Consider the following 21,683-nt stretch of genomic DNA (forward strand, 5'->3'; position numbering starts at 1 on the left):
GGGTGGGGCCGGACCCCGCCCCCACGGGGGCGGACGTGGGGGTGAGCGGGGGGGGGGGGGGCGCGGGCGGGCGGGGGGGGGGGGGGGGGGGGGGGGGGGGGACCGGGCCCCCCCCCCCGCTTCTTCGTCGGCCACCGGACGGCCCCGGTCCGGCTCCCGTCTACTGCCGGACCACGCGCCGCCGTACCGACCGTGCCACCCTCCGCACCACCGCGTTGCGCGGCAGGAACGCGAACTGCGCGGGTACCGCCCCCGGCAGCGCCAGCGAAGTGAGCCGCTTGCGCTTGAAGTACCGCCACGTCCTGGCGTCCAGGTGTGCGGAGAGATACCGTTCGGCGGCCGGCCGCAGCCCGGGGTAGATCCTCGGCTGCATCGCGAACCCGACCGCCGTGAGCAGCCCGGTCAGATCCGCCACATCCGCCGGGTCCACCGCGCCCGCCCTCTCGACGGCCGCCCGGTCCGTCACCTCCGGCACAAGTACGTCGACGAGCGTGACCGGGACGCGGTTGCTGTTCTCGTACGGGGCGAGCCGGTCCAGCAGCATCTCCGTGCCGACCCGGGCAACCGGCAGCCCGTAGAACGCCGACGCGGTGAGCAGCGCCGTCGAGAAGCAGCCGACGACCAGCGCGGGCCGCATCCGCTGGTAGAGCACCTCGGCGAGGACCGGGGCGGTGAGCACCCCCGAGTCCAGCACCGTCAGTTCGGCGCCGAGCTTCTCGGCCTCCGCGGCCATCGCCCGCGACCACTGCGCCGGGGCCGTGGGATGCGGCTTGAAGACGATGCGGGTGTGGCCGAGCGCGACGGCGCCCCGCATCATCCGCAGATGCAGATTCTCCTCCTCGGCCGCGCTGATCAGACCGAGCGCGGAGAGGTACTGGCCGAGCAGCAGGGCGGGCGCTTCCACGGACGGCACACTGCCCTGGACCTCGGGCGCGTCCCCCAGCTCACCGAGCACCTTGAGGAACACCTCGGTCGGCACGATCTGCGGCGTCACCCCGAACTCCGTGAGCAGCAGCGGCTTCAGCCCCGGTACCAGGTCGAGATGGAGCAGCCGGCGCACCCGCGTACCGACCAGCGGGTCGATCTTGTTACGGGTGGGGCCGTAGCTCATCAGCCCGTCCGCGTACACATCGACCGGTGCGCCGGTGAAGATCTGGGCTATGGCCATCGCGGGGTTGACCTGGATCGACTCGACCGCGAGCTCGATGTCGTCGTCGCCGAGTCCCCAGGCCAGGCGCAGATGCCGCTCCCACAGGGGTACGTCGTCGGGACGCGGCGCCCAGCCGCCGGGGTGGAAGGGGGCGATGGTCGTGTTCCACGACATCACGTCGTCGAACCGGCTGCGCAGCGCGTCGAACCCCGGCATCGCGTCGACGGCGGGTGTCGTCTCCGGGACGGCCGCGTTGTTCGAGACGAGCAGGATGCGGCGGTCCGCGTCCGGGAAGCAGCCCGCGTCGAGTGCGGCGGCGAGCGTGGCGGTGCCGTAGAGGGTGGAGGCGAAGAAGATCTGCGTGGTGCGGGACCGGGCGCTGTTCATGCGGCCGCCACCTCCTTGGCACCCGCGGCGACCGGGCGGCGCCGCAGCCGGCGCAGCAGCGTGGCGCGCTGTACGTCCATCGAGTCCAGGGCGTCGTCGAGCACCTGCTGCGGCATTCGCTTGAGTGCGGCTCCACTCATCGACTTCAGTGTGCGGGCCACTGCTGGTTCGAACCTTTCGATCGAGCTCATGTGGTGGGAAATGATCGCGCAATAGGTACGGACCGCTTTCGGCAGCAGTGCCTGTGCGTCGCGGTCCTGGGCCGTTTCCCGAATGACCTGGTCGAACGAGCGAATGAAATCGAGCTGGCGTACGTCACCGATCTGGGTGAGCGAAGAGGCGACCCCGCGCCGGTAAAAAATTCCGAGAAGTCCCAGCACTGCAAAAGAATCGGCCTCGCGATGCAGCCGCCAGATCCAGGGGCGGTCCTCCGCGGTGCGCAGACCGTCCGTGAAATGCAGCAGTCCACGGTCCAGGAGGCGCCGGTGGTACAGCCCGGCCCAGGCGTACGGATAGTCGACCGAGGTGGACCGCCCGGCGGGCAGGATCGCGTCCCGCGGGTCCAGCACCTCGCCGCGCCTGCCGTGCGGGACGCGGTGCACCGTACGGCTGGTGCCTTCGACCTGGACATGGTCGGTACGGACGAAGTCGCAGCCCAGCGCCACCGTCCGGGCCAGGACATCGGCGTAGTACCCGGGTGCCAGCCAGTCGTCGCCGTCCAGGAAGGCGATGTACTCGCCGCGCGCCGCGTCCAGGCCGGTGTTGCGGGCGGTGGCCAGTCCGCCGTTCTGCTTGTGTCTGCGTACGACCACCCCCGGAATCTCGTCCTCGGCGCGGCGCAGTATGTCCGCGGTCCCGTCGGTCGAACAGTCGTCGACGAGGATGAATTCGAAGTCCTCGCGGGCATTGGCCCGCAGGCTTCTCAAGGTGTCGGGGGCGTATGTCTGCACGTTGTAGAACGGCACGATGACCGAGAGCTTAACCACCCGTCTCACGCTAGGGGGGAGCCCGTCATTTGCCTTGGCCCCAGGAGGGACACCGGGTGAACGGCGAATGTCGGAATGATGAACCAGGCTGAATCGTGGGCGATTGCGTCCTCTTTGTGAAGGCGATTCGCCAAGCGTCGGCGGGCTGTTAACCAGCTGTTGCCGTCACGTTGGGCCGCGAATCGAAATGCCTTCCTAAGTTTTGGGACGTGCCCCCACGTACAGATAAGACGACCGCCCTCCGGGTAGCCGTACTCGCAGACTCCGACACCCGTTGGAAGTGGGGCGCGCTCACCGCGCGCCGCCTCACCACCGCGGGGTCGACGCAGCACGTCGAGATCAGCGGACTCCTGCTGCGCGGCCGGGCCACCCCGACCCCGCGCCAGCTCGCCGAGGTCGGCGACGTCGGTATCGCCGCCGACCGGGTGCGCGAGGTGACGGCCGTCGAATTTCTGCACACGGTGCGGGACGAGGGATACGACGTCGTCGTACTCGCCCTCGTCGGGGGAGCCGTCCAGGCGATGCTGCACGGCCTCGCCGCGCTGCGGCTGCCCGCCAGGCCCGTCGTCGTCACCGGCTATGTCGGCGTCGTCTACGAGAAGCTCGCCGACGGACTGCTGCTGCGGCACGGCGCGGACGTCGTCCTCGCCAACTCCCGCCACGACGCGGAGCGTTTCCGCGCGGTGTACGAGGGAGTGGGCACCGATGCCTCGGCCGTCACGGAGGCCGCCCTGCCGTTCCTCGGCGGCGAGCCGCACCGCCCGCAGAAGGGCCGCGACACGGTCGTCTTCGCCGCCCAGCCCTCCGTACCGGCCTCCCGCGCCGACCGTACGTATCTGCTGCGCAGGCTCGTCGAGCACGCCAGGCTGCACCCGAACCGCGAGGTGCTGCTGAAGCTGCGCTCCAAGCCCGGCGAGCACACCACGCACATCGAGGAACTGCCGTACCAGCGGCTCGCGGAGAAGCTGCCCGGCGGACTGCCGCCCAACTTCCGTCTGGTGTACGGGCACATGGGCGAGGTCCTGGACCGCACCGACCTGCTGGTCACGGTCTCCTCGACCGCCGCACTGGAGTCCCTGCACCGGCGCATCCCGACCGCGATCCTCACCGACCTCGGCGTCCGCGAGGCCCTCGGCAACCACCACTTCATCGGCTCCGGCCTGCTCACCTCCTGGGACCACCTGGACGGCGGCCACCGCCCGGAGCCCGACGGCGAATGGCTGGCCGGCCAGGGCGTCGCCGCCGACGGCACGTACGCCACGGCCTACGACAACGCCCGCGCACGCGTCGAATCCCTGCTCGCCGCCGCCCGCCTGCCCGACCTCGCCCCGTACTACACACCCGCCACCGCCCCCGGCTACCTCTCCGGCATCCTCGCCCGCCACCACCTGGCCCCCGACGGCCACCCGCTGCCGGGCACGGACCGGCCGCGCGAGACCGGCGGGGTGCGGGGCGCGGTCCGCGACGCGGTACGCGAAGCGGCGCGGGGCGCGTACCGGCAGGGCGTCCAGCGGGTCGCCCCCGTCATCCGGCGGATGGGCGAGCTGTGAACATCTCCACTTCCACCACGACACCAGGAGCAGCGATGACGCCGCCCACCGTGCTCGCCGTGATCCCCGCCCGCGGCGGATCCAAGGGCGTCCCGGCCAAGAACCTCGCCCAGGTCGGCGGTGTACCGCTGGTCGCCCGTGCCGTACGCGCCTGCCTGGACTCCCGTGAGGTCACGGACGTCGTCGTGACGACCGACGACGCGGCCATCGCCGACGCGGCCCGCGCCGCCGGCGACACGCTGGGCGCCCCGGACCGGGTCCACATCGTCCAGCGCCCCCAGGCCATCGCCGGGGACAAGTCGAGCAGCGAGGACGCGGTGCTGCACGCCCTGGACGCGTACGAGGCGATGCACGACCGTAGGGCCGACGTGGTCCTGCTGGTCCAGTGCACCAGCCCCTTCGTCGTACGGGAGGACATCGACGGCGTCGCCGCGGCCGTCGCACGCGACGGCGCCGACACGGCGGTCACAGTGGCCCCGTTCCACGGCTTCCTCTGGCGCGACGGCAGTGCGCTGGAGGAGGACAACTACGGTGTCAACCACGACAAGTCCGTCCGGCAGATGCGCCAGGACCGCCCGGAGGACCTGCTGGAGACCGGCACCGCGTACGCCATGAACGCCGCGGGCTTCCGAATCCACCGCCACCGCTTCTTCGGCCACACCGCCCTGGTGCGCACCGACGCCGCCCGGGTCCTGGAGATCGACGACCCGCACGACCTGGCACGCGCCCGCGCCCTCGCGCCGCTCCTGGACCCCTCACCGCTGCCCACCCGGGACGACATCGACGCGGTCGTCCTCGACTTCGACGGCACGCAGACCGACGACCGGGTCCTCATCGACGCCGACGGACGCGAGATCGTCGCCGTCCACCGCGGCGACGGCCTGGGCATCGCGGCCCTGCGCAAGGCCGGACTGCCGCTGCTGATCCTCTCCACGGAACAGAACCCGGTCGTCGCGGCCCGCGCACACAAGCTCCGCATCCCGGTCCTGCACGGCATCGACCGCAAGGACCTGGCGCTCAAGCAGTGGTGCGACGAACAGTCCATCGCTCCGGAGCGTGTCCTCTACGTCGGCAACGACGTCAACGACCTGCCGTGCTTCGCGCTGGCCGGCTGGCCCGTCGCGGTCGCGAGCGCCCATGACTCGGTACGTGCCGCGGCGCGCGCCGTCACGACCACCCCGGGCGGCTTCGGCGCCATCCGCGAGATCGCGGCCTGGCTGCTGGGCCCCACCCTCACGACCACAGCTCCCGCCCAGTCCCCCGAGTAACCCCCGAGCAACTCACCCCCCCCAAGCAACCCCCCTCAGTCCCCCAAGTAAGGAACGCACCTCATGAGCACCTCCCGTCTGCGCACCCTCGGCACCCGCATCGCAGGCCCGGGCCGGCCCGTCTACGTCACCGGCGAGATCGGCATCAACCACAACGGCGACCTCGACAACGCCCTCGCACTGATCGACGTGGCGGCCGAAGCCGGCTGCGACGCCGTCAAGTTCCAGAAGCGCACCCCGGAGATCTGCACCCCGCGCGACCAGTGGGACATCGAGCGCGACACCCCCTGGGGCCGGATGACGTACATCGACTACCGCCACCGCGTCGAGTTCGGCGAGGCCGAGTACCAGGCCATCTCCGAGCACTGCGCCAAGCGCGGCATCGACTGGTTCGCCTCCCCGTGGGACACCGAGGCCGTCGCCTTCCTGGAGAAGTTCGACGTCCCCGCCCACAAGGTCGCCTCGGCGTCCCTGACCGACGACGAGCTGCTCCGCTCGCTGCGCGCCACCGGCCGCACGATCATCCTCTCCACCGGCATGTCGACGCCGCGCCAGATCCGTCACGCGGTCGAGGTCCTCGGCAGCGACAACATCCTTCTCTGCCACGCCACTTCGACGTACCCGGCCAAGGCCGAGGAGCTGAACCTCCGGGTCATCAACACCCTCCAGCAGGAGTACCCGAACGTCCCGATCGGCTACAGCGGCCACGAGACCGGCCTCCAGACGACCCTCGCCGCCGTCGCCCTCGGCGCCGCGTTCGTCGAGCGCCACATCACCCTCGACCGTGCGATGTGGGGCTCCGACCAGGCCGCCTCCGTCGAGCCGCAGGGCCTCACCCGCCTCGTCCGCGACATCCGCACCATCGAGGCCTCGCTCGGCGACGGCATCAAGAAGGTGTACGAGTCCGAGCTCGGCCCGATGAAGAAGCTCCGCCGGGTCGCGGGCGTCGTCGCCGAGAGCGCCGAGACGGCTTCGGCCGCCGAGCCGGTCGCGGTCTGACGGGCCGACCGGTGAACCTCGCCTTCGTCGAGAGCCCGGTCCAGCTCCTGAACGTCCTGGAGTGGGCCTACACAGAGGGAGGCGACGACCATGTCCTCACGGACATCACGGTCGTCGTCCTCCCCCCGGTCGACCCGATGTCGCGCGGCCAGCTGCGCCGGATGGCGGAGCTGGCCCGCGACGAGGGCGTCAACGTCCGCTGGCAGGAGGCGCGCGGCGGCGCCGGCGCGCCCCTGAAGACCCTGCGCTCACTGGCCGGACTGCTGCGCAGGGCCGAGCGGATCGTCATCGGCGATCCCTTCTCCCGCTACGTCCAGCTCCTGCTCACCATGGTCCGCGCCCGCCGCCTCACGGTGGTCGACGACGGCACGGCCACCATGGAGTTCGTCGCCCAACTGGCCCGCGGCGAACGCCTGGTGCGCTGGCACCGCAAGGGAAGCTCGGGCCCGCGCGAACTGGTCCTGGCCCCGGTCACGGCCCGCGCCCGCAGCCGATTCACCCCGTCCGCCACCCGTACGGTCGAGGTCTTCACGGCGATGCCGGTCGAGGCTCCGCCCGGCGTCACCGTCATCCGCAACACCTTCGCCTGGACCCGCGCCCGCTTCGGTCCGCCGCTGCTCACCAAGGGCGCGGACCTGGTCGGCACCTCGCTGGTCGAGACGGGCGTGGTCGACCAGGCCCAGTACCTGGAGGCCGTCGCGGCCCTGGCCCGCACCCATGGGGCCACCCGCTACTTCGCCCACCGCCGCGAGTCCACCGACAAGCTCCACGCCCTGGAGGCCGCCACCGGCCTGGAGATCGTCCGCCCCGACCTCCCCCTGGAACTCATCGCCCGCCGCGGCCCCATCGGCCGTACGGTCCTGAGCTTCCCCTCCACGGTCGTCCACACCCTGCCCCTCGCCCTCGTCGGCACGGAAGTCAAGGTCGCGGTCTGCGACATCGCCCCGGAATGGCTCCGCGACACGGCATCCCCGCGCGCCCAGGGCTTCCTGAGCGGTGTCACGGAAACGGCCCGCGACGTCCAGCGGCTGGCCCCTTGGAGGGCGACGGCGGTGACGGAGGCGTAGCGGCCGCCCGCAACCCCACCCCCGTACGAAAACGTGACACCCGCACCCTGGGTGTCACGTTCGTGTGTCAGCGGTGTGACCCGGCGGCCGGGCTGACCGGCATCCGGCGAACGTATACACAGTGTCGTGTCCGTCTCTTCCTGCCCATGCTTTGCCGGCTGTCAAGCCACGACCGAGCTTGACGTGATCTTCCCTTGACTGCGGCACGAGCTGATAGAGGAACCTACCGTGAGGCTCCGTCTGGCCAGAGAATGGTGACGGGCACGCCTACTTCGCGCGCGTAGCTGACGACATCTGCCGTTCCTCCAAAGCCGCGGGCGGGTTTGCCGTCCCATACGGCCAGGAGGTGGTCGGAGAGTCGGACGAGGATTTCACTCCCGGCCTGATGAGCTTCAGAGGTCGACTCGTGAGCCCGGTGCGGTGAACGTCGGTAGCCCAGCTGAGTAGTTGATCGTATTCGGCGTGGTGCCAGTGGGGCAGTCCGGCGCGGTATTCGGTGGCCGGAATGACGACTTCGAGCTTGGCACCTGCGTCGAAGGCAATCTGTGCCCACCAGGCGTCAGGCCCATCAGCGATGCAGCCGACGGCAATGAGTTCGGTGGTGTCCAGTGCCTGGACCTGGGCGGCGAGGCCGGCGCGAACCTGTTCGGCCACTTCCGACGGCAGGCCGCGGTGGCCGGTGCACGAGATCTCGACCGGCGCCGTACGCGTTTTCCGGCCGGGCGAACCGGATTTCAATGAGGAGACCGGGATGATGGGCCCGACCCCGACCCCGACCATCTACGACGGGGCGGAGGCGGTGCTGTCCGGGTACGGGCAGGTCACCACCCAGCACGATTTGGGTCGCGAGTGGCTGGACGACATGGTGTCCTGGTACTGCGTCTCCTGTATCCCGCCTGCTGCCCTGGGCCGGCAGACCGCCGCGGTGCGCGCCGGCAGGCGGGTCGCCGTCGAGGTGGCGGCCTGGGCGGGGCTGGTCGTGGCGGCGGCGGCGGTGGCGGTCCAGGCGGTGGTCGACCTGCTGGTCGGGTTCGTCGCCGCGGACGAGCAGGCCATGAGCGACATGTCCGGGCGGGTGCAGGACGTACCGGGCGTGCTGCCGTTGGTCTACACGGTGGTGCCGATGCTGTTCTGGGTCGGGCTGCTGGGCCTGGTCACCCTGCTCGCGGTCTTCCGCCGGGACCTGGTTCGGGCGTGGGCCCCCGTGGCCGTGCTGGCCGGGACCGCACTGATGGCCATGAGCCTGGACCTGCTGCCGGTCGGAGCCCTGTGCATCGGGTCGGCGCTGTTTCCGGTACGCCGGGGGCTCCCCGACTGACGGAGTCCCTCGGGGAGGAGGCCGTGCGGGTGGCGGTGGGCGCGAAATGGGCGAGTTTACCCACCTCACCATCGCCTCACACGCCACGACGCAGTCATTTATTCGTCTATGTGGCTGAACTTTTCTTGTTTCATGGTCAGTTGGCGAGGGAAGAGCCTTACCCTTCACCAGGTGAACCAGTTGATGTCCCGTGATTCCGATGCCCAGCTGCCCGGGGACGAGGCGCTGCCCGGCACCCTGCCCGAGACCCTGCGTGCCGAACTGATCGCCTTCCGCCGCGATTTGCACATGCACCCCGAGCTGGGCAATCAGGAGTTCCGCACCACCGCGGCCATCAAGGCCCGGCTGGAGAAGGCGGGGCTGGAACCACGCGTACTCGACACCGGGACCGGGCTCCTGTGCGACGTGGGCAGGCGGGAAGGCGACGCGCGGCCCATGCTCGCTCTGCGCGCGGACATCGACGCTCTGCCCATCCCGGACACCAAGGCGGGCGTCCCGTACCGCTCCACCGTCCCCGACCGGGCGCATGCCTGCGGGCACGACATCCACACCACCTCGGTCCTCGGCGCCGGTCTCGTGCTCGCCGGGCTCGACCGGCAGGGGCTGCTGCCGCGGCCGGTGCGGCTGATCTTCCAGCCGGCCGAGGAGGTGCTGCCGGGCGGTGCGCCCGACACGATCGCGTCCGGGGCGCTGGAGGGCGTCGGGCGGATCATCGGGGTGCACTGCGACCCGAAGGTGGACGTGGGGCGGATCGGGCTGCGGGTCGGGGCGATCACCTCGGCCTGCGACCGCCTGGAGGTCAGCCTCGACGGCCCCGGCGGGCACACCGCCCGGCCGCATCTGACCACCGACCTGGTCACCGCCGCCGCCAAGGTCGCCACCGAGGTGCCCGCCCTGCTGGCCCGCCGGGTCGACGCACGGGCCGGGCTCGCCGTCACCTGGGGCCGGCTGGAGGCCGGGCACGCCTGTAACGTGATCCCGCAGCACGCCGAGCTGTCCGGCACCGTCCGCTGCCTGGACTTGGCGGCCTGGCGGGAGGCGCCGGACCTGGTGCACGCGGCGATCGACGAGGTGGCCGGGATGTACCGGGCCAAGACGGTGATCAACTACGTCCGGGGCGTTCCGCCCGTCGTGAACGACGCCGCAGTGATCGATCTGCTCGCCGGGGCGATGACCGCCCGTCGCGGATCGTATGCGATCGAGGACACCGAACAGAGCCTCGGCGGCGAGGACTTCTCCTGGTACCTGGAGCACGTCCCCGGAGCCATGGCCCGGCTCGGGGTCCGTACCCCCGGCGACACCGCCCGACTCGACCTGCATCGCGGTGATTTCGACGCGGACGAGGAGGCGATCACTGTCGCGGTGGAGCTCTTCACCGCCTCCGCGTTGCTCGACGGCAACCATCCGTAACCGGACAGGTCACCCCTGGTTCGCGACGATCCGATAACGGCTTCCGTACAGGGCTTTATCTGACATCTACGCGCGTTACGATCGCGGCGAAACCAGCGCCGGAAGAGGCGCTTCGGTCAGGTTTGAAGGAGCCTTCCCTTGCGCCGGGTATCCAAGATCACCGCTGCGTGTGCTGTCACTGCAGCTCTCGCGCTCACTGCCACCGCGTGTGGCGAGTCGTCCACCGAGAGCTCCGGCTCCGACAAGGGCAAGATGAAGATCGGCATGGCCTACGACGTGGGCGGCCGTGGCGACAACTCGTTCAACGACTCCGCCGCGCGTGGTCTGGACAAGGCCAAGTCCGAGTTCGGTGCCGAGACGAAGGAGCTCACCGCCAAGACCGGTGAGACCCCTGCCGACCGCGAGCAGCGCCTCGAGTCGCTCGCCGAGGGCGGCTACAACCCGGTCGTCGCGATCGGCTTCGCGTACAAGGACGCGGTCGACAAGGTCGCCGCCAAGTACCCGAAGGTCAACTTCGGTCTGGTCGACTCGGTCTCCGACGCGAAGAACGTCGCCTCCATCGTCTTCACCGAGGAGCAGGGCTCGTACCTCGCCGGTGTCGCGGCGGCGCTGAAGTCGAAGGACGGCCAGGTCGGCTTCATAGGCGGCGTGGACCTTCCGCTGATCAAGAAGTTCGCCGCGGGCTTCCAGCAGGGTGTCCTGGACACCAAGCCGAAGGCCAAGGTGCAGATCCAGTACCTGTCCACCGGTTCGGACCTGTCCGGCTTCGGCAGCCCCGACAAGGGCAAGGAAGCTGCCAAGGGCATGCTCGACAAGGGTGCGGACGTCATCTTCGCCGCCGCGGGCGGCTCCGGTGCCGGTTCGATCGAGGCCGTCGCGGGCAAGAAGGGTGCCTGGTCCATCGGTGTCGACTCCGACCAGGCGCTCGACCCGGCGCTGTCGAAGTACAAGGACACGATCATGACCTCCGTCGTCAAGAACGTCGACACCGGCGTCTTCGACCTGGTCAAGTCCGTCAAGGACGGCAAGCCGGTGACGGGCACGCAGGCGTACTCCCTGGCCAAGGGCGGCGTCAGCCTGACCACCACGGGTGACCACCTCAAGGACATCCAGACCCAGCTCGACGCCGCGAAGAAGAAGATCGTCGACGGCTCCATCACGGTCAAGACCACGACCTGATCCGACCCGTCGATCGGGGCCCGGCGAGCTGCTTCGGCTGCTGGCGCGGGCCCCGATTCACGTACGGCTTCCGGTTGCATCGCCGTAGCCGTACGCGCACTGTCTGCCACCTGTCATCAGGTGGCCAACGATTCGGTGGCGCTACGCGCGTAGCGTCCGCCGGGCGCGGTACCTTTTTTCGCCCCCACCGCCTCCGTCCCATCGCCTCCGCCCTCCGCTCCTGCCAAGGAGAGTGCGTCATCAACGCGTCCAGCAGTCCTCATGCCGTGGAGCTTCGCGGCATCACCAAGCGGTTCCCCGGAGTCGTGGCCAACCACGACATCGACATCACCGTGCGCCGCGGCACCGTCCACGCTCTCGTCGGCGAGAACGGCGCCGGCAAGTCCACTCTGATGAAGATCCTGTACGGCATGCAGAAGCCGGACGAGGGCACCATCGCGGTGGACGGCGAGCAGGTCTCGTTCCACAACCCCGGCGACGCCATCGACCGAGGCATCGGCATGGTGCACCAGCACTTCATGCTCGCCGACTACCTCACGGTCCTGGAGAACGTCGTCCTCGGCTCCGAGAAGCTGCACGGGATCGGCGACCGGGCCCGCGCCAAGATCAAGGAGATCTCCGACGCCTACGGTCTCGGTGTCCGCCCGGACGCCATGGTCGAGGACCTCGGGGTCGCAGACCGGCAGCGCGTGGAGATCCTCAAGGTCCTCTACCGCGGCGCCCGCACCCTGATCCTCGACGAGCCCACCGCCGTCCTCGTACCGCAGGAGGTCGACGCGCTCTTCGACAACCTGCGCGAGCTCAAGGCCGAGGGCCTGACCGTCATCTTCATCTCGCACAAGCTGGGCGAGGTCCTGTCGGTCGCCGACGAGATCACCGTCATCCGGCGCGGTACGACGGTGGGCACCGCCGACCCGAAGCGCACCACGACCAAGCAGCTCGCCGAGCTGATGGTCGGCAGCGAACTCCCGTCGCCGGAGACCCGCGAGTCGACCGTCACCGACATCCCGATGCTGACCGTCGAGGGGCTGAGGCTGACCGCAACCGACCCGGACGGCGTGGTGCGTTCGGTGCTCGACGGCATCGACTTCACCATCCACAAGGGCGAGGTCCTCGGCATCGCGGGCGTCGAGGGCAACGGCCAGTCCGAACTGGTCGACGCGATCATGGGCATGCGCCACCTCGACACCGGCGTACTCACCCTGGACGGCGCCGACATCTCCCGCACGCCGACCCGCAAGCGCCGCGAGGACGGCATGGCCGTCATCCCCGAGGACCGCCACCGGCACGGACTGCTGCTGGAAGCCCCGCTCTGGGAGAACCGCATCCTCGGTCATGTCACCGAACGCCCAAACAGCAAGGGCGTGTTCCTCGACCTCAAGGGTGCCCGCGCCGACACCGAGCGGATCGTGCGCGAGTACGACGTCCGCACCCCCGGTATCGAGGTCACCGCGGCCTCGCTCTCCGGCGGCAACCAGCAGAAGCTGATCGTCGGCCGCGAGATGAGCCACGACCCGAAGCTCCTGATCGCCGCGCACCCCACCCGGGGCGTGGACGTCGGAGCCCAGGCGCAGATCTGGGACCAGATCCGCGAGGCACGCCGCGAAGGACTGGCGGTGCTGCTGATCTCCGCCGACCTGGACGAGCTGATCGGGCTCTCCGACACCCTGCGTGTCATGTACCGCGGCCGGCTGGTGGCGGACGCCGACCCGGCGACCATCACCCCGGAGGAGCTCGGCTCGGCGATGACGGGCGCGGCCACCGGCCACCTCGAAGCGCCGGACGAGACAGCTGCGCCGGACGACTCCGGTGCCGAAAGCACCGACACCGACCCCCGGAACGGGGGAGAGGACCGATGAAGAAGATCGACAAGGAGCGGCTGCTCCTGGGGATCGCGGCCCCCGTACTCGCGATCGTGGTCGCCTTCCTGGTGACCGCACTCGTGCTGGCCGCCACCGGCAAGGAGCCGTTCAGCGCCTTCGGCATCATGTTCGACTACGGGATGAAGTCGGACAGCCAGGTCTACATCCTGAACAAGGCGACGACGTACTACCTCGCAGGTCTCGCGGTGGCCGTCGGCTTCCGGATGAACCTCTTCAACATCGGCGTCGACGGCCAGTACCGCCTCGCCGCCTTCTTCGCCGCCGCGGTCGGCGGCGCGCTGACCCTGCCCGGCGCCCTGCAGATCCCGCTGATCATCCTCACCGCGATGATCGTCGGCGCGATGTGGGCCGGTATTGCCGGCGTTCTCAAGGTCACCCGGGGTGTCAGCGAGGTCGTCTCGACGATCATGCTGAACGCCATCGCGACGGCCATCATCGGCTATCTGCTCCAGCAGGGCCGCCTCGGCCACCTCGACGAGGCCGGCACGAAGATCTCCACCAAGCCGCTCCCGGAGTCCTCGCACTTCTTCGAGTTCCCGACCACCCCGACGCCCGTCTGGGGCTTCATCGTGGTCGCGGTCGTCGCGGGCGTCGCCTACTGGTTCGCGCTCTCGCGCACCCGGTTCGGCTTCGACCTGCGCACCGTCGGCCAGTCCGGCTCCGCGGCCGAGGCCAGCGGTGTCGACGTGAAGAAGATGGTCGTCACCTCGATGCTGATCTCCGGTGCCGTGGCCGGTCTGGTCGGTATGCCGACCCTTCTCAACGACAGCTTCGAGTACAGCGGCGACTTCCCGGTCGGTATCGGCTTCACCGGTATCGCCATCGCCCTCCTCGGCCGCAACCACCCCATCGGCATCGCGCTCGGCGCACTGCTCTGGGGCTTCCTCGAGCGCGGCACCGGCAAGCTCGAATTCGAGGGCTACGACAAGGAGATCGTCGGCGTGATCCAGGGCGTCATCGTCCTGTGCGTCGTCATCGCCTACGAAGTCGTCCGCCGCTACGGACTCAAGCGACAGCAGAGCAAGGTCGGCGCGGAACTCGCCGCACAGGCCGCCCGTAACTCCGACCAGCAGGAGGTGTCGGCGTGACCGCCACGGCGACTTCCACCCCGCCCCCCGCGGCCCCCAAGGTCTCCGGTGGCAAGGGCGGCCGCACCCGCCTCTCCTTCCCCGTCGTACTGCTGATCATCGCGGGCGTGCTGCTCGCGCTGTCCGCCGTACGCGCCATCACCGGCGCCGAGGACGTCACATCGGCGGGACAGATCAGCGCGGCGCTCGCGATGGCCGTGCCGATCGGGCTCGCAGGTCTCGGTGGCCTCTGGGCCGAGCGGGCCGGTGTGGTCAACATCGGCCTCGAAGGCATGATGATCCTGGGCACCTTCTTCGGCGCCTGGGCCGGCTGGCAGACCAACCCGTGGGTCGGTGTACTGGCCGGCGTCATCGGTGGCATGCTCGGCGGGCTGCTGCACGCCGTAGCGACCGTCACCTTCGGCGTCGACCACATCATCTCCGGTATCGCCATCAACATCCTGGCGCTCGGCTTCACCACCTACTTCGCCAAGCTCTGGTTCAACTCGGGTGAGGCGGCGGCCAAGGGCGGCAGCCCGAAGCAGTCCCCGCCGGCCGACGACATCACCTCGGTGACGATCCCGGGCCTCTCCGACTGGCTGCACTCCATCGAGAAGCACCACTGGTTCTTCGTCTCCGACCTGGCCGGCGTCATCGGCGGCCTGGTCACCAATGTGTCGCTGCTGACGGTCCTGGCCGTGGTCCTCTTCGTCCTCACGTTCTTCGTGCTGTGGAAGACCTCGTTCGGGCTGCGGCTGCGCTCCTGCGGCGAGAACCCGGTCGCCGCCGAGTCGCTCGGCGTGAACGTCTACCGCTACAAGTACATCGCGGTGATCGTCTCCGGCGGCATGGCCGGCCTCGGCGGTGCCTTCCTCTCGCTCGTCACCTCGCACATCTACAACGAGGGTCAGACCGGCGGCCGCGGATACATCGGTCTCGCCGCCATGATCTTCGGCAACTGGCGGCCCGGCGGGCTCGCCATGGGCGCCGGCCTGTTCGGCTTCGCCGACGCGCTCCAGCTGCGCAACGGCGGCGAGTCAGTCCACGCGCTGCTCCTGCTGCTCGTGGTCGTGCTGGCCGTGCTCGCCGCCTGGAAGCTGTACCGCAAGAGCTTCGTCCAGGGCGTGGTCAGCGCGGTCATCGCCGCCGCGGTGCTGGTCTGGTACCTCGCCACGGACACGGTGCCCACCGAGTTCGTGAGCGCCACCCCGTACATCGTGACACTGCTCGTCCTCTCGCTCTCCGCCCAGCGACTGCGGATGCCGAAGGCGGACGGCATGCGCTACCGGAAGGGCCAGGGCAAGTGACGGCCGCCGCGGAGGTCGACTGGGCGGCGCTGCGGAGCGCCGCACGGTCCGTCATGACACGTGCGTACGTTCCCTACTCGCACTATCCGGTCGGCGCCGCGGCCCGCGTCGACGACGGCCGTACGGTGTCCGGCTGCAACGTCGAGAACGCCTCGTACGGCATCGGGCTGTGCGCCGAGTGCGGCCTGGTCTCCCAGCTCCATGCCACCGGTGGCGGGCGGCTGACCCACTTCACCTGTGTGGACGGGGCGGGCGAGATCCTGGTGCCGTGCGGCAGGTGCAGGCAGCTGCTGTACGAGTTCGGCGGGCCGGAGCTGATTCTGGAGACGCCGGACGGCTTGCGCACGCTCGACGAGATGCTGCCGCAGGCGTTCGGACCGGACCATCTGAAGTAGAACTCCGGTGGCCCTCCCGCACGTCGGGAGGGCCACCCCCGCTTCCACCCTCTATGCGCGTAGAGTCATTCGGGACTCCTGCGTACGCACCGGCCGGAAGGAATTCCAGGACATGGACGCCATCTCCGTCATCCGCACCAAGCGGGACCGAGGCGAGCTGACCCCCGAACAGATCGACTGGGTCATTGATGCCTACACCCGCGGCGAGGTCGCCGACGAGCAGATGTCCGCGCTGGCCATGGCGATCCTGCTGAACGGTATGAACCGTACGGAGATCGCCCGCTGGACCGCTGCCATGATCGCCTCCGGTGAGCGGATGAACTTCGACTCGCTCTCCCGCCCCACCACCGACAAGCACTCCACCGGCGGCGTCGGCGACAAGATCACCCTGCCGCTCGCCCCGCTGGTCGCCGCCTGCGGCGCCGCTGTGCCGCAGCTCAGCGGCCGCGGACTCGGCCACACCGGCGGCACGCTCGACAAGCTGGAGTCCATTCCCGGCTGGCGCGCCCACCTCTCGAACGCCGAGATGCTGAACGTCCTGGACACCACCGGCGCCGTGATCTGCGCCGCCGGTGACGGGCTCGCCCCCGCCGACAAGAAGCTGTATGCGCTCCGCGATGTCACCGGCACCGTCGAGGCCATCCCGCTGATCGCCAGCTCGATCATGTCCAAGAAGATCGCCGAGGGCACCGGCGCACTCGTCCTGGACGTCAAGGTCGGCTCCGGCGCCTTCATGAAGACCATCGAGGACGCCCGTGAGCTGGCCTCCACCATGGTCGCGCTGGGTACCGACAGCGGAGTTCGGACGGTCGCGCTGCTCACCGACATGGCCACCCCGCTCGGCCTGACCGCGGGCAACGCCCTGGAGGTGCGCGAATCGGTCGAGGTACTGGCCGGCGGCGGCCCGAAGGACGTCGTCGACCTCACCCTCGCACTGGCCCGCGAAATGCTCGACGCGGCCGGTCTCAAGGACGCCGACCCCGAGAAGGCCCTTGCCGACGGCTCCGCGATGGACGTCTGGCGCCGGATGATCTCGGCCCAGGGCGGAGACCCGGACGCCACGCTTCCGGTCGCCCGCGAGCAGCACGTCGTGACGGCCCCGTCCACCGGCGTACTGACCCGCCTGGACGCCTACGACATCGGCGTCGCCGCCTGGCGCCTCGGCGCGGGCCGGGCCCGCAAGGAGGACCCGGTCCAGGCCGGCGCGGGCGTCGAACTGCACGCCAAGCCGGGCGACACGGTCACGGCCGGACAGCCCCTGCTGACACTGCACACCGACACCCCCGAGAAGTTCGACTACGCGTTGAAGGCCCTGCCCGACGCCTACGACATCGCCCCGACGGGCACGTCGTTCACCGCCACCCCCGTGGTGCGGGAACGTATCGCCTGACCTGCGGTTTTCTCGTACGGGTGAACGGGACCGGTGGACTGCCACCGGTCCCGTTCGGCATGCTGGACTCGGTGACGCACCGATAAGAGGAGACCGCCATGAGCGCACTCAGCGTCGATCCCGCCCCCGGCCGCGGCCAGGAGTGGGACGACCTCGTCCGGATCTGGGAGGAGACGGACGCGCCCGAGGGCTGCAAGGTGGAGATCATCGAGGGGATCGTCACCGTGTCGCCACCGCCGTCCAAGGACCACAACACCACCGCAGAACTGCTGCAGCGCAGGCTCTACGGCGTCATCCCCGAGGACTGGGGGATCTATCAGACCCTCGGCGTCTCCGTACCGGGGCGGGCCGGGCTCTACATCCCCGATCTCGTCGTCGTGCCCCGTGCGGTGGCGACCGGACCGGGCAACCGCATCCCGGCCGAAGAGGCCCGGCTCGTCGTGGAGATCACCTCGCAGGCCAACGCCAACCACGACCGCATCGGCAAGGTGCACGGATACGCGAAGGCAGGTGTCGAGCTGTTCCTGCTGCTCGACCCGTGGCACTCGGGCCGCCCCACCGCCACGCTGTACGGGGAGCCCGACGGCGGCGCCTACCGCGTGCTGGACACGGTCGAGTACGGGGAGAAGCTGACGCTGCCCGAGCCGTTCGGGCTGGTCCTGGACACCGGGGTGTTTCCGGTCAGCTGAGAGACGACGCGCGCCGGTCCCGTCGGCATGCGAACGGCCCGTCGGGGCGGAGGAATCCTCCCCGACGGGCCGCTCTCATGCGGTCGGTTCGCCTACCGGCTCACCGACGTGCCGTTCACTTGCCGAAGTACGCGTTGTAGATCGACACCGACGACTTGTTGCCCTGCTTGTCCGTGACGTTCGCCCGGTAGGAGATGGACTTCCCCTTGGCCGGGTTCTTCACGGAGAGCTTGCCCGCCTTGACCGTGGACTTCTTCCAGGTCTTGCCGGCGTCGTAACTGACGTACACCGTCAGCGACTTGAGGTTCTTGCCGGCGGCGGCGCCCTGCACCGTCACGGGTACGGAAGCGGTCCGGCCGGCCGTGACCCTGCTGTCGAGGGTGACGTTGGGCGTGAACCGCACCGTGGAGACCGGGAGCATGGTCGGGGCGGTGGTGTGCTTGGAGCGGAAGGTCCAGCTCGCGTCGATCCGGGTGGAGACCGGGGACAGCGCGGTGCTGCGCCGCATCGAGGTCGTCAGCCGGTAGTCGGCGGCGGCGGACGGTACGGCGAAGGGGGCCAGGCCGGTCAGCGGGTCGCCGTTCTGGGCGAGCTTCTTGCCGTTGCGGTACAGGACGGTGCTGGCCGAACTGTACGTCGAATCACCGATGTTGCCGCGTCCGTCGGCCACCACCGGCAGCATGCCGACGATGTTGTCGCCGTCGCGCAGAACGCCGTACTTGGAGCTGACCGCGGGGCCGAACACCGCGGTGTTGACCTTCTTCGTGTAGGACTTGCCGGCCTTCAGGGACTGCGGGGCACCGAGGGAGTACTGCGCCTCGGTCACCGGGTAGCCGTCCTCGTCGACCGGGCCGTCCTGGCTGAAGTCGAAGCTCCACCGCGCCCTGTCGGCGGTGGAGACATAGGCGGTGGCGGTGCCGGGGACCTTGTGCAGGGACCAGGCGGCCCAGCCGCCGTCCATGCCGGGCAGCGTGCCCGACACGGCGATCTCACCGGTCTTGCCCTTGGCGGGCGAGCCGAGGGAGAGGCCGACCTTGGCCAGCTGGCCGGTGGTGTACTTCCGCTCGAAGCCGGTGGCCGCCCCGGTCACCGGACCGCCGGCCACGATGTCGTACCGGGTCGAGGTCCCCTTGAGCCAGCTGCCGATCCAGTTCTGGGTGAGCGAGCCGTCGGTGACCTTCGGGCCGAAGTGCGCGGTGCGGAAGTTCTTGTACGTGTCGAGGAGCCAGCCGTACCCGTAGGCGTTGTCCTCGGACGCGTACTGGAGCTCGGTCGTGGCCAGCAAGGGCTTGGCGCCGGCGGCGGGCACGGTGATGTTCACCGGCTTCGCCTTGCGCGCGTCGAACGTCAGGCTGACGTTCTTGTTGATGTCCAGCTTCGGCTGGGACAGCCAGTCCGTGCCCTTGGTGTAGTCCTCGGGGTCGACGGTGACGCCGGTGTTCAGCGTGTAACCGCCCGCGGGGACGCGGACTTTCGCCGTGCCGTCGGTGCTCGTCGGCGAGAGCCACTGGCCGACCGCCGAGCCCGTGAGCCCGAAGAGGTTGGAATCGACGAACTCGGCCGGCTTGCCGTCCCGTCCGATGGTCTTGACGGTGAGGTCGTACGACTCGATCTCGCGATCGACCGCGGCCGCCGTGCGGACGCCCTGGCCGCCGCCGGTCCCGACGACGTACGCGGAGTAGATGCCATCGGCCTTGCCGCCGATCTTGGTGTTCACGGTCAGTGGCACTTCCGCGGTGCCGCCCGCCGGGACGGTCACCTTGTCGGCGCCGAGGGTGAAGAAGCCGGCCGGGGCGGGCTTGCCCTTCGGACCGGTCGCGGTGACCGCGAGGTCGAGGGTGACGTCGCTGCTGCCGAGGTTGCGGTATGTCACCTTCTTGGTGACCGGGGTGTCGTCGGTGTGCGGCCACTGCTGCAGCCCGAAGCCCACCGAGACCGGCTCGGCGACGACGGTCTGCTCGATCGCCCGGTCCACCGCGATCCGGCCCGTGCCCTGCTCGAACGGGGTGTACGCGCCCGGCTTCGTCGAAGCGGTCAGCGCGCCCTTGAGCTCGGCGTACTTCCACTCGGGGTGCTGCTGCTTGAGGAGCGCCGCGGCGCCCGCGACGTGCGGGGTCGCCATCGACGTACCGGAGATCGTCAGGTAGCCCGGCGGGTTCTGGCCGACCTCCTGCTCGATGGCGGAGCCGGGGGCGGCCGCCGCCGTGATGTCCACGCCGGGGGCGGTGACATCGGGCTTGATCGCGCTGTCGCCGATGCGCGGTCCACGGCTGGAGAAATCGGCCAGCTCGTCCTTGTCGTCGACGGCGCCGACGGTCAGCGCGGCGTCCGCGCTGCCGGGGGAGCCGACGGTGCCGGAGCCGGGGCCCTCGTTGCCCGCCGCGATGGCGAACAGGACGCCCTTGTCGGCCGACAGCTTGTTGACCGCCGCTTCGAGCGGGTCCACCTCGGGGGTGTCGCCGCCGCCGAGGCTCAGGTTGATGATGTCGGCGCCCTGCGCGACCGCCCACTCCATGCCGGCCAGGATGCCGGAGTCGTCGCCGAAGCCGTCGTCGTCGAGCACCTTGCCTTCCAGCAGCTTGGCGTCCGGGGCCACGCCCTTGAACTTGCCGTCCGACTTGGCGCCGGTACCGGCCGCGATCGACGAGACATGGGTGCCGTGGCCGACCCGGTCCTTGGCGTCGGGCGAGGCGGTGAAGTTCTTCGTGTCGAGGATCTGGCCCTGGAGGTCGGGGTGGGTGGCGTCCACACCGGTGTCCAGGACGGCGATCTTGACGCCCTTGCCGGTGTAGCCGGCCTTCCAGGCGGCCGGGGTGCCGATCTGCGGGACGCTCTTGTCCAGGCTCGCCCGGCGTACGCCGTCCAGCCAGACCCGGTCGATCCCGGCGGCGGTGGTGCGCTGGGCACCGTGCGCCGCCTTGCTGGTGAGCGCCTGCCAGATGTCCCGGGCGTCGCGCTGCGGGGTGATCACCGACTCGGCGTTCAGCGTCTTCAGGGTCCGGGCGACCCGGGTGGAACCGGCTTCGCGGACCTCGGCCTTCGCGGCGGCGGCCTTCGCGCCCCGGTAGGAGACGATCAGCTTCAGGCCCGACTTCTGGGCCCGGCGGTTCTCCGCACGGTTCAGCTCGGTGACGTCGAACAGCCGGCGGTCCAGCTTTCCGGAGCTGATCAGCCGACTCGCGTCGGCGGGGAGGAGCAGGGTGTGCCCGTTGTGTATCTGCCGCTGCACGGGTATGTGCTCGCGGCCCTCGGCGGCCCGGAAACCTGTCACCCGGCCCTTGGCGTCCACGGTGACCAGGTCACCGGTGATCAGCGTCAGCCGGTGCTGGGTCAGCGACCGGTTGCCGGTTGCCGGGGCGGCGGTGTCGGGCTGTGCGACGGCCGGGGTGGTCATCCCGGCTGCGAGTGCCACGGCGGCTGCCGTGGCGACGGTCGAAACACACGCGTTTCTCACGTGTTTGCGCAACTCTCCCCCTGGAGAATCGGGCGGCCCTCGAAGGGCCGCTGGTCAGTCGGTGTGGCGGGGACGCCGCACCGGCCGGTTCATGTACCTAGAGGGGGAATCGAGTGGCCGGGTTCACAGGAACCGCACAAACAACGGGAGTTGACGGAAGTTCATCGGTCCGGGAACGTCCGAG

16 protein-coding genes and 1 pseudogene are annotated in these 21,683 nt (G+C 70.0%); 13 read left to right on the plus strand and 4 right to left on the minus strand.

All coding sequences use genetic code 11. The features are described 5' to 3' along the window. Positions 1-160 precede the first annotated feature (160 nt). Together ACFVYE_RS34435 and ACFVYE_RS34440 are read right to left on the minus strand one after the other, a co-directional pair. Entirely contained in the window at positions 161-1,537 is a 1,377-nt protein-coding gene (locus tag ACFVYE_RS34435; RefSeq protein WP_389608116.1) for a polysialyltransferase family glycosyltransferase, read from the minus strand. Continuing rightward, entirely contained in the window at positions 1,534-2,523 is a 990-nt protein-coding gene (locus tag ACFVYE_RS34440) for a glycosyltransferase family 2 protein (protein WP_383970276.1), read from the minus strand. Before ACFVYE_RS34440 ends, ACFVYE_RS34435 begins: the two co-directional genes overlap by 4 nt. A gap of 209 nt (positions 2,524-2,732) precedes the next feature. Between ACFVYE_RS34440 and ACFVYE_RS34445 the strand changes: the two genes are divergently transcribed. From ACFVYE_RS34445 to ACFVYE_RS34460, 4 genes are all read left to right on the plus strand, one after another. Beyond that, positions 2,733-4,073: a DUF6716 putative glycosyltransferase gene (locus tag ACFVYE_RS34445; RefSeq protein ID WP_383970273.1), complete on the plus strand. Its 1,341-nt coding sequence runs from the start codon at positions 2,733-2,735 to the stop codon at positions 4,071-4,073. Between the two features lie 35 nt (positions 4,074-4,108). Continuing rightward, positions 4,109-5,341, plus strand: coding sequence for a cytidylyltransferase domain-containing protein (locus ACFVYE_RS34450; RefSeq protein WP_383970271.1), 1,233 nt, complete (start codon positions 4,109-4,111; stop codon positions 5,339-5,341). 63 nt (positions 5,342-5,404) lie between these two features. Continuing rightward, complete coding sequence (locus ACFVYE_RS34455) at positions 5,405-6,340, plus strand: N-acetylneuraminate synthase family protein (protein WP_383970268.1); 936 nt, start codon at positions 5,405-5,407, stop codon at positions 6,338-6,340. 11 nt (positions 6,341-6,351) lie between these two features. Then, entirely contained in the window at positions 6,352-7,407 is a 1,056-nt protein-coding gene (locus ACFVYE_RS34460; protein ID WP_383970265.1) for a hypothetical protein, read from the plus strand. Positions 7,408-7,630: 223 nt separating this feature from the next. On the opposite strand, the pseudogene ACFVYE_RS34465 reads toward ACFVYE_RS34460, so the two are convergent. Then, positions 7,631-8,097: pseudogene (locus tag ACFVYE_RS34465) on the minus strand (hypothetical protein). A 61-nt stretch (positions 8,098-8,158) separates the two neighbouring features. On the opposite strand from ACFVYE_RS34465, the gene ACFVYE_RS34470 reads away from it, so the two are divergent. From ACFVYE_RS34470 to ACFVYE_RS34510, 9 genes are all read left to right on the plus strand, one after another. Then, on the plus strand, positions 8,159-8,725 hold the full coding sequence (locus tag ACFVYE_RS34470; RefSeq protein WP_389608117.1) for a hypothetical protein: 567 nt from the start codon (positions 8,159-8,161) through the stop codon (positions 8,723-8,725). Positions 8,726-8,908: 183 nt separating this feature from the next. Further along, positions 8,909-10,135 carry an amidohydrolase gene (locus ACFVYE_RS34475; protein ID WP_383970285.1) on the plus strand — a complete coding sequence of 409 codons (1,227 nt, stop codon included), beginning with the start codon at positions 8,909-8,911 and terminating at the stop codon, positions 10,133-10,135. 138 nt (positions 10,136-10,273) lie between these two features. Further along, positions 10,274-11,314 carry a BMP family protein gene (locus tag ACFVYE_RS34480; RefSeq protein ID WP_383970260.1) on the plus strand — a complete coding sequence of 347 codons (1,041 nt, stop codon included), beginning with the start codon at positions 10,274-10,276 and terminating at the stop codon, positions 11,312-11,314. Positions 11,315-11,580: 266 nt separating this feature from the next. Further along, a complete protein-coding gene (locus tag ACFVYE_RS34485; RefSeq protein WP_383970257.1) occupies positions 11,581-13,173 on the plus strand; it encodes an ABC transporter ATP-binding protein in 1,593 nt (530 codons plus the stop codon). After that, a complete protein-coding gene (locus tag ACFVYE_RS34490) occupies positions 13,170-14,285 on the plus strand; it encodes an ABC transporter permease (RefSeq protein ID WP_383970255.1) in 1,116 nt (371 codons plus the stop codon). Before ACFVYE_RS34485 ends, ACFVYE_RS34490 begins: the two co-directional genes overlap by 4 nt. Continuing rightward, positions 14,282-15,571, plus strand: coding sequence for an ABC transporter permease (locus ACFVYE_RS34495; RefSeq protein ID WP_383970252.1), 1,290 nt, complete (start codon positions 14,282-14,284; stop codon positions 15,569-15,571). The genes ACFVYE_RS34490 and ACFVYE_RS34495 overlap by 4 nt, the downstream gene beginning before the upstream one ends. After that, entirely contained in the window at positions 15,568-15,966 is a 399-nt protein-coding gene (locus tag ACFVYE_RS34500) for a cytidine deaminase (protein ID WP_114246244.1), read from the plus strand. Before ACFVYE_RS34495 ends, ACFVYE_RS34500 begins: the two co-directional genes overlap by 4 nt. Positions 15,967-16,078: 112 nt before the next feature. Continuing rightward, a complete protein-coding gene (locus tag ACFVYE_RS34505; RefSeq protein ID WP_389608118.1) occupies positions 16,079-17,356 on the plus strand; it encodes a thymidine phosphorylase in 1,278 nt (425 codons plus the stop codon). 98 nt (positions 17,357-17,454) lie between these two features. Next, the gene (locus ACFVYE_RS34510; protein WP_383970246.1) at positions 17,455-18,045 is read left to right on the plus strand and encodes a Uma2 family endonuclease; all 591 of its coding nucleotides are present in this window, start codon (positions 17,455-17,457) and stop codon (positions 18,043-18,045) included. Positions 18,046-18,160: 115 nt separating this feature from the next. Here the strand turns inward: ACFVYE_RS34510 and ACFVYE_RS34515 are convergent, their stop codons facing one another. Then, positions 18,161-21,439: a S8 family serine peptidase gene (locus ACFVYE_RS34515; RefSeq protein ID WP_383970282.1), complete on the minus strand. Its 3,279-nt coding sequence runs from the start codon at positions 21,437-21,439 to the stop codon at positions 18,161-18,163. Positions 21,440-21,683: the final 244 nt, after the last annotated feature.

Source organism: Streptomyces sp. NPDC058239 (assembly GCF_042882185.1).
In the GTDB taxonomy this organism is placed as follows: domain Bacteria; phylum Actinomycetota; class Actinomycetes; order Streptomycetales; family Streptomycetaceae; genus Streptomyces.